This window comes from Flavobacterium sp. (assembly GCF_049318185.1).
In the GTDB taxonomy this organism is placed as follows: Bacteria; Bacteroidota; Bacteroidia; order Flavobacteriales; family Flavobacteriaceae; genus Flavobacterium.
Window position 1 is genome coordinate 1 of sequence record NZ_JBMOGV010000059.1, and the last position, 14,145, is coordinate 14,145.

The window sequence follows — 14,145 nt, forward strand, 5'->3', positions numbered from 1 at the left end:
AAATTTTAGTATACATCATGAAGCATGCTCCCCATATTTCTATAGTAAGTCCAGTTTATAGAGCAGAAAATATAATTGAAAAATTAGTATATGAGATCATGGAGGTCATGTATCAACTTGATATCAATTATGAAATTATTTTAGTTGATGATAGAAGTCCAGATAATTCATGGAAAGTAATGCAATCACTTTCTGGAAAATATCCAGAAGTTATAAGTGTAAGATTAAGTAGAAATTTTGGACAACACCCAGCTATAGTGGCTGGATTATCACTTGCCGAAGGAGAATGGATAGTGGTTATGGATTGTGATTTACAAGATCAACCTAAAGAAATTGAAAAGTTATACAAGAAGGCTATTGAAGGCTATGATTTAGTATTAGCAAGAAGAGAAAACAGACAAGATGGATTTATTAAAAAAATGTATTCAAAAATTTTCTCAAAAGTATTTAATTACTTAGCCGATACCGATTTTAATAATGAAGTTGCCAATTTTGGGATTTATAATAGAAAGGTAATTGCATCGGTACTTACGATTGGTGATTATATAAAAGCATTTCCGCTTTTTATATATTTTACTGGCTACAATGCAACTTCCGTTGCAGTTGAACACGCAGATAGAGATAGCGGAAAATCCTCTTATAGTTTTTCTAAAGGTATAAGTTTGGCGTTTAATGCAATTATTTCTTTTTCAAATAAACCATTAAAAATATTTGTAAAATTTGGAATGATAATTTCATTTTTTGCTTTTATTGGAGGTTTGGTTAACTTAATCTATTATTTAGAAGGCAGTATTAAAGTGTCTGGTTATTCGTCCTTAATTATTTCTATCTGGCTCCTTTCAGGAATAATAATTACGGTTATAGGGGTTGTTGGGATTTATATCGGTAAAGTTTTTGAACAGACAAAAAACAGACCGGCTTATATAATTGATGAAATAATATAAACTATTTTTAATATGGAAATTTCGAAATATAATATTACCTTGCACAGAGCTGATGCGGGTAATTTAGAGCTGTTACGAAACTGGAGAAATTCAGAATATGTAAACAGCAGAATGATTTATACTGAATTCATAACTGAAGAAATGCAGAAAAAGTGGTTTGAAAGTATAAATAACGATAAGAATTATTATTTTATCGCTGATTATAATAATGAAAAAGTAGGCGTAATACATGTTAAAAACATTAAAAATAATGCAGGTGAAGGAGGGATTTATCTGGCTTCAGAAAAATATGAAAATACAGATATAGTAGCAAGAATGGTTTTGTGCTTTAATGATTTTATATTCGACGAATTAAAATTAGATCATATCTATTCACAAGTAAGAAGAGATAATAAAAAAGCCATTACTTCAAGTATAGGTCAAGGCTGTGTTGAAAACGAAGAAAAAAGCACTAAAGATGTAATCTGGTTTATCTTAAAATCGGAGAATTATCTAAATAAAACAAAAAGAATAAGAGAAATATTAAATAAATAATTATGACTAAAGAAGATTTTTTAATAGGATTTCAAGAGCAATTTGAAGATACAGATCCAAGTTTAATAGCTTTTGAGACAAACTATAAAGATTTAGATGAGTGGAGTTCAATGATGGCACTTGTTGTGATAGCTTTTGTGGATGAAAATTATTCCGTGAGTCTATCAGGTGATGATTTTAAAAATTCCACGACTATTGAAGATTTATACCAATTAGTTTCCAAATAAAAACTCAATTATGTCTCTGTTTGAAGTTGAAAATGTACATATAAAAGGAGTTGCGGCTTGTGTTCCTAATAATTTGGTAAAAACCATCGATTTAGAAATGTTTTCTGAAAAAGATGCTCTTGTTTTTTCTCAAAATACAGGAATAAATCAACGATATGTTTCTGATGGAACTATTTGTGCTTCTGACTTATGCTTTCAAGCAGCCGAAAATATTATTGCTAAACTCAATTGGCAAAAAGAAGAAATTGATGTATTGATTTTTGTTTCTCAATCTCCTGATTACATCTTACCGGCAACCTCTAATTTATTGCAAAATAGACTTGGCTTGTCAAAAGATTGCTTCTGTTTAGATATTTCTTTGGGTTGTTCAGGATATATATACGGATTGAGTTTGGTTTCAAATCTATTGCAAAACAGCAAATTTAATAAAGGACTATTGTTAGTTGGAGACACAATCAGCACCTATACTTCTTCTGAGGACAAAAGTGTTCATCCCCTTTTTGGTGATGCCGGGACAGCAACAGCTATAAAATTTGATGACAAAAAACCATCGAAATGGAACTTTGATATTGGAACTGATGGAAGCGGTTTAGAAGCTATAAAAGTTAAGGATGGTGGTGCAAGAAATCGAACCAAGGTTAATTCTTTTGATTATCACTATATTAAGAAAGAAGACGAAACCTCTGGAAAAAGAAGAGCAGTTGATTTGCATTTAAATGGAATTGATGTATTTAATTTCGCCATAAAAACAGCACCAAATTCAATTAAAAACATTTTAGAAGAAACAGGTTCAAGCATAGAAATTATTGATTATTTCTTTCTGCATCAAGCAAATTTGTTTATGAATGAAACCATTCGAAAAAGACTAAAAATAGAAAGAGAAAAAGCACCATATTCTATAGAAAATTTTGGGAATACAAACGGAGCTTCAATACCGTTAACAATTGTTCAGCTACTTAAAGATAAAAGTATAGAGAAGGACTTAAAAGTGATTATGTGTGGCTTTGGTGTTGGATTATCTTGGGGAAGTGTAATGATGGATTTGGAAAAGTCATTGCTAACGGATATGAGTTTTTATCATGTTGAATAAAGAATTAATACATCCAAAACAGTATTTTGGGGATAACACCAAGGATGTCGAATTTGAAAAAATATTCTCCAAAAATTGGTTTTTTGCCGGAATGGCAAGTGATTTACCTGAAAATAATTCCTTTGTTACTTTAAATATTTTTGATTATCCAATAGTGATTTATAATTTTAAAGGAGAACTGAAAGCCTTTCAAAACATCTGTCCACATCGATTTAACAAAATTCAAACAGAAGTAAAAGGAACGGGTCTTTTTATGTGTATGTACCACAATTGGAGTTTTGATAAAGAAGGTAAACCGAAAACCATTCCTAAAAAAACTGCTTTTGATACAGAATCAGAAAGTTTTAGCTGTCTAAAAGTTAAATCCTTAAGGCTTGAAAAAGTGGGAGAGTTTCTGTTTATTTCTTTGACTGATAATGTTCTAACAATACAAGAATATCTAGGTGTTTTTTACAATAAATTGATCCATATAAGCAATACACTCGATTATAATTTCTATTTTGATGATGATTTTCAAAATGTAAATTGGAAGATAATTGTTGAAAATGTAATTGAAGCGTATCATTGTCCTGCCATTCATCAAACTACATTATTTGGTATGGGTTTTTGCAGGATATCTGAAGTTGATAACGAATATGATAATGGACATTCAGTTGCAGATTATCCAAAGGAAGTCAATGATGAAGATGAAAATAAAGTTTTAAAATATCTTGAAAATATAGAATACAAGCACAATACTTTTAGACATTACTTTATTTTTCCAAATTTGCTAATCTCTTCAACTGAAGGTACAAGCTTATATGTTGGGAACGTCCTTCCGGTTTCATCTGAAAAAACAATTTTGAGAAAACGATTTTACAGTCCGAAGTTTAAAGAAGGATTTGAGCCTAAAAAAGCAATTCACAATGCGTTTTTAGAAATAGTAAAAACGTCAATTAATCAGATACTTAGCGAAGACAAAGTCGTTTTGGAACAAATTCAAAAAAATATTCCTTTTGTTGAAAATACTTATTTCTTAGGTAAGGAAGAAAAGAGAATTAACGAATTTCATAAAAAATATTTAGATACAATTCAATGACAAGTTTTATAGATTTTTCTGGAAAGACAATTTTAGTTACGGGCGCTACTTCGGGTATTGGTTATGAAATCTGTAATCAAGTTTCTCATTATGGAGGCAAAGTAATTGGAGTCGGAAGGGATTCAGAAAAATTAGTTTCAATGGCAAATGAACTTCCTAGTTTCATTGGAATTACTTATGATTTATCAGATCTGGCGAAAATAGATGAATTAATTGAAAAAATTGAAATACCCTTAGAGGGAATTGTTCATTCTGCGGGAATAGTGCAGTTACTTCCAATAAAATTTTTAGATATTAACTTGCTTAATAAAATCAGGACAATTAATTATGATTCTATTGTAGTTATTATTTCCAAATTATTGAAAAAGAAGAAAATAAGTAAAAACGCATCCATTATATTCATAAGTTCCATTGCTGGTGAAATGGGTATGAAAGGGAACTTTATTTACTCTTCAACTAAAGCTGCTTTGAATTCTACAGCTCAAGTACTTGCTTCAGAATTATCAGGACAATGTATACGCGTGAACACAATCGCGCCGGGTCAGGTGGAAACAGCATTAACTACCGAAATTGCTGCTACTGTTTCAGAAGAAGCAATCGCTGTTGACCGTCAAAAATATCCGTTAGGATATGGAAAACCTCAAGATGTGGCACATTTAACCCTCTTTTTACTTTCAGATAAAAGTAGTTGGATAACCGGAACAACAATTACCATAGATGGTGGAAGATCTAATATCTTAAATTAATAATATGAACATAAAGTCGTATATTAAAGCAATTTCGTATTATTTACCTTCTTATGAGTTAAGTAATGCTGTTATAGAAAAAGATTTTCCAGAATGGAGTATAGATAAAATTTCTAAAAAAACAGGTATCAACAATAGATATATTGCTTCAGAAAATGAAACATCGGGAGATATGGCAGTTAAAGCTTCAAACATTCTTTTTGAAGAACACAATATCGATAAGTCAATTATTGATTACATCATTTTGTGTACTCAAAGTCCAGATTATTTTTTGCCAACTACAGCTTGTATCATCCAAGACAAATTAGGATTATCTACACGTGCAGGAGCATTTGATATGAATTTGGGATGTTCCGGATATATCTACGGACTTGGTTTGGCAAAAGGCTTAATTTCATCAGGTCAGGCAAATAATGTTTTACTAATTACTTCTGAAACCTATTCGAAATTCATACATCCTAAGGATAAAAGCAATAAAACAATTTTTGGCGACGCAGCAGCAGCCACTTTGATTTCATCCGATAGTGGATTTGCCGAAATTTTGAATTTCGAGTATGGTACTGATGGAAGAGGTGCAGAAAACCTGATACTTAAAAACGGAGGTTTAAGAAATTATAATAAGCATTCCGGAGAAACTGTAGATGAATACGATAATTATCATTCTGATGATAATTTGTATATGAATGGTTCAGAGATTTTTCTTTTTACGTTAGCATCTGTCCCTAAATTGATCAACAATACCCTTGAAAAAAATCAACTGGATAAAGAGGCTATTCATTTGTTTATCTTACATCAGGCAAATAAATTTATGTTAGATAGTCTAAAAAAGAAGTGCAAGATTGACGATAATAAATTCTATATTCACATTGAAAATTGTGGGAACACGGTTTCTTCTACCATTCCAATAGCGCTTTATCATGCCTTGAAAGAAAATAGATTAGTAACGCAAAGTAATGTATTGTTGGCTGGTTTTGGGGTTGGTTATTCTTGGGGCGGAACAGTAGTAAAAATAAAATAAAATGGCAATACCATTCAATAAACCCTACTTAACCTGTAAAAAAAACTAATAATATTCAATATGGCTTATGTTCATTTAAAAACTACGATTATAAAACATTATTGGAAAGTATAAATTAATACAGATATAATAATTTTTACTATTTTCTAAGATACAATTTAATCTTATATAAAAATCTTCAATTATGAATATTTTTCAATTAACTAGAGTTAACTTAATAAATTATTTATTACTTTTTTCTATTATTTCTGTTATATTACTGTTTAGTTTAGATGTTATTCTTTATGGCTCAGGAATCTCTGGAGATACTCGTCATTATTTATTATTAGCTGGAAAGGTAAACCAATTTGAATTTCCTAATAGTGGTTCGTATCTCCCTGCATTCCCTATTTTAGTTGGCTTATTGGCTAAAATATTCTCAATTAAAATTTTTCAATCAGCTATTTTTTGGATGATAATTTTTTACATCACTAACTTAATTTTTATTTACAAAATTGCTGATTATTTGATTAAGAAATATGATTTATCTAAAACAGCTTTTTATTTATTTTTATTTATTTTAATTAGTTGGTGGTCATTTAGAATTCAAAAAGTTACACATGCAGATGCAATGTATTATTCTCTTTTGATTTTATTAACCTATTTTACAATTAAATCTTTTTTTGAAGTTAAGATGAAAAATTTTATCATTATAGGAGTATTATTATCTTTTATGGTAATTACAAAATATAATTCATATATATTACTAATACTATATAGTTCATTTTTTTTCTTTAAAATTTTTAATGTTAATAAAAATTTCACCTATTTTGTTATAACTATATTGCCTTCTACAATTATGATTTTTTTGTGGAAAGTATTAAATGGTAAATTTATTTATGCTTTTAATAGGTCTAATTATCAAGATAATAATTTTGATTTTTTTAAAGTAGTTAAAATTATGTATCTTAATATCTCTGATTTTGGTAAAAACTTAATAGAGATTTTTATAAATCCTCTAGTTGGTAGATTTTTAAATGAACAATTTGGTTTTGTTCTTGGATTATTTTCATTACTATATTTAGTATATCTTACCTATTTATATAGGAAATTAAAAATTTCTTTTATTTTTTTACTTTCTTCGATAATATATTTGTTTGCTCTTATTTTTCTTCAATCGCTAAATTTAGTAAATGAAATAAATACTAGAACATTGTTGACATTTTATTTTTTCTTATTTATTTCAATTAGTTTTTATTTAATTGTACATAAAAAACAAATTATCCTTTTGCTTTTATTCATTACACTTTTTGTAAATAATTTTTTGATGCTTGGAAAGTGGTTATATGAAACATCTTCAAAAAATAGTTTTAAACACGAATATAATAAAGAACATTCTAACTTTTATAATAGTAGACAATTTCAAGAAATTATTAAAAATTATAAAATTATGTCTAATAAATGTGAATTAATATTGTTTAATACAAATTATCAAAAAGAGATTGAATTTATAAACACAGATAGACTATTTTATAAGGGAAAATTTAAAAATATTGATAGTATTGAGTTAAATAATATTTTAATAAAAATGAAAAAATTTGTAGAAAATAATGGAATAGTTATTTTTTCAAATTCGAAAAGTTTAAATGATGAATTGATTATTAAAAATATGTCCTCAAAATTTTACAGTATAATTATAAAAGATGATTTAATAATTATAAGTAAGACTAAATTAAATTTATAATTACTAAGATGATTCCTTTCAACAAACCCTACTTAACCGGAAAAGAAACCCTTTACATCGGAGATGCTGTAAAAACGGGTAAAATATCAGGCAATGGAAAATACACTCAAAAGTGCCAACAATGGTTTGAGGAAACCTATGGGTTTAAAAAAGTATTGTTAACTACTTCTTGTACTGATGCCCTCGAAATGTGTGCTATTCTTGCCAATATTAAAGAAGGTGATGAAGTCATTGTTCCGAGTTTTACCTTTGTTTCTACAGCAATAGCTTTTGTTAGACAATGTGCCAAAATTGTATTTGCCGATTCTTATTCTGATAATCCAAATATTGATGTCGATAAAATTGAAGCACTTATTACCAATAAGACTAAAGCCATAGTACCCGTTCATTATGCTGGAGTTGCTTGTGACATGGATAAAATCATGGAGTTGGCTACTAAATATAATTTATTAGTCATTGAAGATGCAGCACAAGCCATTGATAGTTTTTATACAGGAAAAGATGGTATTAAAAGAGCTTTAGGAAGTATTGGTCATTTGGCTGCTTTTTCATTTCATGAAACTAAAAATATTATTGCTGGAGAAGGAGGAATGTTGACTATTAATGATGAACAATTTATTCATAGAGCTGAAATCATTTGGGAGAAAGGAACTAATCGCGCCGAATTTTTTAGAGGCGAAGTAAACAAATACGGTTGGGTGGATACAGGTTCTTCTTTCTTACCCTCCGAAATAATTGCTGCTTTTTTATGGGCACAAATTGAAAATTTAGAGCCAATTCAAAACCAAAGAAAATTGCTTTGGCAAACGTATTACAATGCACTATCAGCACAAAATGCGCTCAACATACAATTACCAAAAATACCTCCGTATGCCACAAACAATGGCCATATGTTTTATGTGGTTTTACAATCTATCGAACACAGAACCGCTTTTATTGCAAGATTAAAAGAAAATGGTTTTCATGCCGTTTTCCATTATTTATCTCTCCATGCCAGCGATTTTTATAAAGAGAAACATGATGGAAGAGCATTGCCAAATTCAGATAAATTTTCCGATTGTTTGGTACGATTGCCTTTGTTTTATGAGTTGGAAAACGAAGCCATTGACAAAATTATAACTATAATTAACAGTGTTAATTTGCTAGCTTAAAAAATATTAAAATAAAAATAAAGCATAATGAATAACCAGCAGACTTGGACAGAAGAGATAAAATCTCAAAATACACTTTTTTCAATTAATTTAAAAGAAGTTTGGCATTATAGAGATTTATTGTTAATGCTAGTCAAGAGAGATTATGTAACTTTTTATAAGCAAACAATTTTAGGGACAATATGGTTTTATTCATCCTATCCTATTTTACTGTGATATTTGGAAATTTAGATAAAATTTCTATTGATGGGACTCCATTTTTTTTTATAATGATAAACGTTACTAAAACTTTTTTTCCTCTTTTGGAAGGATATAATAAAAAATTGCAAAGCATTTTGGAAAATCAATGGCTGACTAATCGAGGCGAATTGTTATTCTAATTTTAACTTATTATATAAATTTTATAATAATCCATCTTAAGATTATTAAATTCTCTTGTAAACTTGATAATAGATGTTATTTTTTTATTGTTTATTCGCTCTTATTCATTATTAAAACAAATCTCAAATAATTTTTTAAAAAAAATATAAAATGACTCAGATATTTAGTAAAAAAAACTATTTAAATTTCTTAATAATTATTTCACTTCTGCTTTTTTCTCTTTTTGTAATTGCATCCTATTTCTGCTGGAATTATGGAGATGATTATCTTTATAAAGTAAATATGAAAATAATACCCCCTTTTGATTTTGTGCTTAAGTTATATTTTACTCATGATGGTAGACATTTGTCGCCTTCGGGCATTATTCAAATGTATATGATAAAATATCTAGATGCCTTTCCAGGGATTTTAATTTATTTAATTAGTTATACTTGTGCATCATGGATTTTATTTAAGTTATTATTAGAAGATATTTTTGACAAAAAGGAAATTAATAAAATAGCTTTTATGCCATTTTGCCTATTGATGTTAATAGGGATTTGGCCTTTATATAAAGATGTTTTGTTTTGGCTAACTGGAGGCGCTTATATGTTATTATTATTACAAGGGATTTTTCTTATTGTCTTCATGGAAAAATATTTCAGATTTCAAGGAACTATTAGTAAAATAAAAAAATCAGGACTTTTTATTTTAGTATTTATTTTGGGTTTGAACACTCAAAATCTTATGCTTCCAGTTTTATTTATTAGCCTTGCAAGAGCATACCAAATTTATTTATCAAATTCGAAAAGAATTGTTGAGTGGTTATTAGTTATAACACTTCCCATCATTTTTTCAATGATATTTACAAGTTTTGCTCCTGGAAATTTTTTGCGATTACACAAAGAACAAACAATTATTGATTTGTCCCCATTTACACTTTTCCAAAATTCAATAACTATTTATCTCCGTTTTTTCAATTATTCAAAATGGGTAGCTTTTACGGGGTTTATATTTGGTTTATCAATACCCTATTTTATTGAAAATTACAGCCATAATTTTAAAAAACATAGTAAGCTTTACTTAAAAAGATTTTTGTTTTTTTTCTTTCTTTCTTTTTTGTCCATGTTACCATTTATTTTAGCCCCCAATATAGCTAGAATTAGAGTATATTTTATTGGAATGATCTTTCTTTATATTGCATTTTTGTTTTTAGGATTAAAATTTACAGGTCTAAATTCTATAGTTAAAAAATATAAATTTATTAATCTTTTAACATCATCAATACTTCTAGTAGGTATCTTTTATATGATATTTCAGATACAATTACTTATACCTTTTTCAAAAGAAGTAGAGAAGAGAAAAGAATTTCTGGAATCAAAAAGAAAAACTAAAGAAATAATCAGTTACAAAAAGCTTATTCTTCCTGAGAATCTCTCATTGATAAGATGGGCAGATTATAAAAAATATAAGGATTGGGATAAAACAAAAGAATATTATGATTTAGGTGGTTATATAGAACTTGAATAATACATTTTTTAAACATCTATAGGTAAAACTATATTTATAAATTTAATATGGAATTAGAGCAACAAAACTGGACTGAAGAAATTAAATCTCAAAATAATTTTCTTTCAATTAATTTAAAAGAAGTATAGCATTATAGGAATTTACTATATTTATTAGTCAAACGAGATTTTATAACTTTGTATAATCAAACTATTTTAGGGCCAATATGGTTTTTTATTAATCCTAACTTAATAACTTTAACTTTTACTGTGATATTTGGAAATCTAGCAAAAATTCCTAATGATGGGTCTCCAAAATTGATCTTTTATAATGATAAACGTTACTAAAACTTTTTTTCCTCCTTTGGAAGAATATAATAAACAGTTGCAACGCATTTGGAAAAATGAATGGTTGACTAATCGAGGCGAATTGTTATTGGAATTGGAGGGTAAATTAAAAGATTATCTTTCTGTTTCGAATATTATAATAATGAATAACGGTACCATTCCTATTCAGATAGCGCTAAAGGTACTGGGTAATGGCGGTGAAATTATTACAACTCCCTTTAGTTATGTTGCTACCACAGCAGCAATAGTTTGGGAAAATTGCACACCAATTTTCGTTGATATTCACCCTGATTATTTAACAATTGACGAAACTAAAATTGAAGCTGCAATAACCTCAAAAACGACTTGTATACTAGCAACGCATGTTTTTGGTAACCCTTGTAATATAGAGGCTATTGAGCTAATCGCAAAAAAGCATAATCTTAAAGTTATTTATGATGCCGCCCATTGTTTTGGTGTGGACTATAAAGGAAAGAGTATATTTGAGTATGGCGATATTAGTACTTGTAGTTTTCATGCTACAAAATTATTTCATACTGGAGAAGGAGGCGCTTTGTTTTGTAATGATCAAGACTTAAGACATCAATGTTTTTATTCTCATAATTTTGGACATAATGGGCCTCTTGATTTTCATGGTTTAGGTATTAACGGTAAAATATCCGAATTGCAAGGCGCTATGGGATTGGCCGTGTTACCTCATATGGAGTTTATTTTGAATAGCAGAAAACAAGTTGTCGATTACTATAATCAGCATCTTGATTTTTCAAAATTAAAAACTATTAAAATTAGAGAAAATACACAATGGAATTATAGTTATTATCCTGTAATTTTTGAAACAGAGTTTCAGTTACTGAAAGTTCAAGCAGCTTTAAATGAGCGGCAGATATTTCCGAGAAGGTATTTTTATCCATCGTTGAATACCGTTGAATTTTCTAAAGGTGATACTATGCCAATTTCAGAAAGTATTGTAAGTAGAGTTCTATGTTTGCCTTTGTATGCCGGATTAAATAAAGAGGAAATTCTTTCGATATGTAGTTTAATTTCAATTACTTAAATTTTGATTGACAGTTATTTTTTTATTCCAGGAGATAAACCAAATTACCTTAGCAAAATAGATAAGATAAATGCTGATTATATTGTAATTGATTTAGAAGATGCTGTTTCTATTAATAATAAACAATCAGCAATTGAATTGGTTTTAGCATTGAAATTTAATAAAAACATGTTTCTACGAATTCCTTTTTTTGATAATTGCTACACGAACGATCAATTGAAATCTTTAATATTAAAATTTGAGGGTCAAATTGTACTTCCAAAAATTAATTTTATTGAAGATATAAATAATGTCATTTTGATATCTGAAGGAATTCCTCTTAAAATGATTATTTTAATTGAGAATCCAAAGAGTTTTATTGCAACTGAAGAGATACTTAAAGTATTTTCAAACCAAATTCATGCCATTGGTTTTGGGAGTCATGATTTTTGTTCTTTAACAGGAATCAAGCATACTTTGGAGCATTTAGCCCATTATAAGAGACAGTTAATTTTATATGCAAAAGCATTTAATGTTGCTTTTTTAGATGGAGTTGACTTGAATTTAATAAATTTTGACCAATTCAGAAAAGAATGTGTTTTTGCTTTTGAATCTGGAGCTGATGGCAAATTTATAATTCATCCCCTTCAGTTAGAAGAGTTGCAGAAAGTTGATTTTATGAAAGAAGAAGAAATAAATCAACTTAAAGCAGTTTACGAAAAAATAAAGGATGTTCCAATCAATGATGTTGATGTATTTAAAATTGAGGGTAAAGTTTATGAAAAACCACATCTTGTGCGTATCAAGTGGTTAGTGGAAAAAATGCAAAAAAAACATAATAATAATTTAAATTAGTAAGTATGGAAGCAAACAAAATGGGTAATTATTTTGAAGACTTTGTTGTTGGAGAAGTAATCAATCATTGCCAATCAAAAACAATTTTTGAGTCGGATAATAATTTATTTTCTTTGTTAACAATGAATCACCATCCCGTACACACTAATATTGATTATTGCAAAGACAATCAACACGGTCAAGTTTTAGTTCCAGGCACATTAGTTTTCTGTCTAGCAGTTCATTTAACTGTTCTTGATGTTAGCGGAAAAGCAATTGCAAATTTAGCTTATGAAAATATTGACCATTTAAATCCAACTTTCATAAACGATACTATTTATAGTAAAACAGAAGTGTTAAGCAAAACCGATTCTAAATCTAAAAATGATAGAGGAGTAGTTTATGTTGAAACTGTGGGTTACAATCAAAATGATGTAGATGTAATTCGATTTAGAAGAAAAATATTAATAAAAAAGAGAAACCATGAAAAATAATTTACTCTTATTAAGAAGCATGATGTTCGTTCCTGGGCATAATGAAAAACTAATTGAATCTGCTGCTAAATGTACTGCTGATGCACTAATATTTGATTTAGAAGATAGTGTTCAACCTTCTTCAAACAAAGCTTTGGCTAGAACATTAATTGTAAAAAGTTTATCAGATCCAAAATTTAATCGTTTTCAAAAGTTTGTAAGATTGAATGAAATCGAAACAGAGTTTTTTCTTCAAGACGTACTTCAAGTAACAGAAGCAAATATTGATGGTTTTTTATTGTCAAAAACTAATACCAAAGAAGACATACAATATTTAGATAATTTATTAACTTCAATAGAACGTGAACGCAATTTAGAAATCGGAAAGTTTTCAATAATCCCTATTTTAGAAAGTGCCTTGTCTATTGTAAACATAAATGAAATTGCCACTTGTTCCTCAAGAATTATTGCATTAGGATTTGGTTCAGAAGATTATGTTTCCGATATTCAAGGTGTTAGAGATTTTGATACAAATATCAGTATTTCCTACCCAAGAAGTTTAGTGCCAATAGTTGCAAGAGCGCACAAAATGGAAGCAATCGATGCGGCCTATATTAAGGTTCATGATTTAGAAGGTTTAGAAAAACATTTAGAAATCGGAAAAATACTTGGCTATAGTGGTATGTGGGTTTTACATCCCAAACAAAATGATATGGTAAATGAAGTTTTTTCGCCAACAACTCAAGAATATGAAGATTCTAAAAACTTTTTAAGATTGTATGCTGAAGCGCAAAAGATTAATAAAGGTGTTGCAATTATTGAAGGAAAATTTGTTGGACCACCATTAATAACAAAATCAAACGATATTATTTCAAGAGTGGAATTAATAGAAAAAAGAAGAAAAAAATTTGATAGCTAAAATGGAAAAAGTAATAATAATTGGCGGAAAAAGTTCGGCTACTTTAATTGCTGATTATATATATGATGCTCAGCATAAACACGGAATGCCAATAGAATTTATAGGTTTTGCTTATGATGACGAACCAATAGGAACTGATATTAACGGCTTCCCTGTTTT

The 14,145-nt window shown here is 28.5% G+C and carries 15 protein-coding genes; all 15 read left to right on the top strand.

Annotation, left to right across the window (positions count from 1 at the left end; genetic code table 11):
• On the top strand, positions 1-944 hold a 944-nt coding region (locus tag ACOYLT_RS06890; protein WP_422853126.1), incomplete at its 5' end, for a glycosyltransferase family 2 protein.
• A gap of 12 nt (positions 945-956) precedes the next feature.
• A complete protein-coding gene (locus ACOYLT_RS06895) occupies positions 957-1,478 on the top strand; it encodes a GNAT family N-acetyltransferase (protein WP_422853127.1) in 522 nt (173 codons plus the stop codon).
• Positions 1,479-1,480: 2 nt separating this feature from the next.
• A complete protein-coding gene (locus ACOYLT_RS06900; RefSeq protein ID WP_422853128.1) occupies positions 1,481-1,705 on the top strand; it encodes an acyl carrier protein in 225 nt (74 codons plus the stop codon).
• 10 nt (positions 1,706-1,715) lie between these two features.
• The gene (locus ACOYLT_RS06905) at positions 1,716-2,795 is read left to right on the top strand and encodes a ketoacyl-ACP synthase III (protein ID WP_422853129.1); all 1,080 of its coding nucleotides are present in this window, start codon (positions 1,716-1,718) and stop codon (positions 2,793-2,795) included.
• The gene (locus ACOYLT_RS06910) at positions 2,785-3,873 is read left to right on the top strand and encodes an aromatic ring-hydroxylating oxygenase subunit alpha (protein WP_422853130.1); all 1,089 of its coding nucleotides are present in this window, start codon (positions 2,785-2,787) and stop codon (positions 3,871-3,873) included. Before ACOYLT_RS06905 ends, ACOYLT_RS06910 begins: the two co-directional genes overlap by 11 nt.
• Positions 3,870-4,619 carry an SDR family NAD(P)-dependent oxidoreductase gene (locus ACOYLT_RS06915; protein ID WP_422853131.1) on the top strand — a complete coding sequence of 250 codons (750 nt, stop codon included), beginning with the start codon at positions 3,870-3,872 and terminating at the stop codon, positions 4,617-4,619. Before ACOYLT_RS06910 ends, ACOYLT_RS06915 begins: the two co-directional genes overlap by 4 nt.
• Before the next feature lie 4 nt (positions 4,620-4,623).
• Positions 4,624-5,637, top strand: a complete 1,014-nt coding sequence (locus ACOYLT_RS06920; protein ID WP_422853132.1) for a ketoacyl-ACP synthase III — start codon at positions 4,624-4,626, stop codon at positions 5,635-5,637.
• A gap of 505 nt (positions 5,638-6,142) precedes the next feature.
• On the top strand, positions 6,143-7,360 hold the full coding sequence (locus tag ACOYLT_RS06925; RefSeq protein ID WP_422853133.1) for a hypothetical protein: 1,218 nt from the start codon (positions 6,143-6,145) through the stop codon (positions 7,358-7,360).
• Positions 7,361-7,368: 8 nt separating this feature from the next.
• Complete coding sequence (rffA, locus tag ACOYLT_RS06930; RefSeq protein WP_422853134.1) at positions 7,369-8,511, top strand: dTDP-4-amino-4,6-dideoxygalactose transaminase; 1,143 nt, start codon at positions 7,369-7,371, stop codon at positions 8,509-8,511.
• 27 nt (positions 8,512-8,538) lie between these two features.
• On the top strand, positions 8,539-8,727 hold the full coding sequence (locus ACOYLT_RS06935; protein ID WP_422853135.1) for a hypothetical protein: 189 nt from the start codon (positions 8,539-8,541) through the stop codon (positions 8,725-8,727).
• Positions 8,728-9,267: 540 nt separating this feature from the next.
• On the top strand, positions 9,268-10,401 hold the full coding sequence (locus ACOYLT_RS06940) for a hypothetical protein (RefSeq protein ID WP_422853136.1): 1,134 nt from the start codon (positions 9,268-9,270) through the stop codon (positions 10,399-10,401).
• A 309-nt stretch (positions 10,402-10,710) separates the two neighbouring features.
• A complete protein-coding gene (locus tag ACOYLT_RS06945) occupies positions 10,711-11,781 on the top strand; it encodes a DegT/DnrJ/EryC1/StrS family aminotransferase (RefSeq protein WP_422853137.1) in 1,071 nt (356 codons plus the stop codon).
• Positions 11,782-11,784: 3 nt separating this feature from the next.
• The gene (locus ACOYLT_RS06950; protein WP_422853138.1) at positions 11,785-12,615 is read left to right on the top strand and encodes an HpcH/HpaI aldolase/citrate lyase family protein; all 831 of its coding nucleotides are present in this window, start codon (positions 11,785-11,787) and stop codon (positions 12,613-12,615) included.
• 5 nt (positions 12,616-12,620) lie between these two features.
• A complete protein-coding gene (locus ACOYLT_RS06955; protein ID WP_422853139.1) occupies positions 12,621-13,088 on the top strand; it encodes a MaoC family dehydratase in 468 nt (155 codons plus the stop codon).
• Entirely contained in the window at positions 13,078-13,986 is a 909-nt protein-coding gene (locus ACOYLT_RS06960; protein ID WP_422853140.1) for an HpcH/HpaI aldolase/citrate lyase family protein, read from the top strand. Before ACOYLT_RS06955 ends, ACOYLT_RS06960 begins: the two co-directional genes overlap by 11 nt.
• Positions 13,987-14,145 lie beyond the last annotated feature (159 nt).

Excerpts from the sequence above, each read along its gene's own strand:
- ACOYLT_RS06895 (WP_422853127.1), top strand. The coding sequence starts at position 957 with ATGGAAATTTCGAAATATAATATTACCTTGCACAGAGCTGATGCGGGT.
- ACOYLT_RS06900 (WP_422853128.1), top strand. The coding sequence starts at position 1,481 with ATGACTAAAGAAGATTTTTTAATAGGATTTCAAGAGCAATTTGAAGAT.
- ACOYLT_RS06905 (WP_422853129.1), top strand. The coding sequence starts at position 1,716 with ATGTCTCTGTTTGAAGTTGAAAATGTACATATAAAAGGAGTTGCGGCT.
- ACOYLT_RS06910 (WP_422853130.1), top strand. The coding sequence starts at position 2,785 with ATGTTGAATAAAGAATTAATACATCCAAAACAGTATTTTGGGGATAAC.
- ACOYLT_RS06915 (WP_422853131.1), top strand. The coding sequence starts at position 3,870 with ATGACAAGTTTTATAGATTTTTCTGGAAAGACAATTTTAGTTACGGGC.
- ACOYLT_RS06920 (WP_422853132.1), top strand. The coding sequence starts at position 4,624 with ATGAACATAAAGTCGTATATTAAAGCAATTTCGTATTATTTACCTTCT.
- rffA (WP_422853134.1), top strand. The coding sequence starts at position 7,369 with ATGATTCCTTTCAACAAACCCTACTTAACCGGAAAAGAAACCCTTTAC.
- ACOYLT_RS06935 (WP_422853135.1), top strand. The coding sequence starts at position 8,539 with ATGAATAACCAGCAGACTTGGACAGAAGAGATAAAATCTCAAAATACA.
- ACOYLT_RS06940 (WP_422853136.1), top strand. The coding sequence starts at position 9,268 with ATGATAAAATATCTAGATGCCTTTCCAGGGATTTTAATTTATTTAATT.
- ACOYLT_RS06945 (WP_422853137.1), top strand. The coding sequence starts at position 10,711 with ATGATAAACGTTACTAAAACTTTTTTTCCTCCTTTGGAAGAATATAAT.
- ACOYLT_RS06955 (WP_422853139.1), top strand. The coding sequence starts at position 12,621 with ATGGAAGCAAACAAAATGGGTAATTATTTTGAAGACTTTGTTGTTGGA.
- ACOYLT_RS06960 (WP_422853140.1), top strand. The coding sequence starts at position 13,078 with ATGAAAAATAATTTACTCTTATTAAGAAGCATGATGTTCGTTCCTGGG.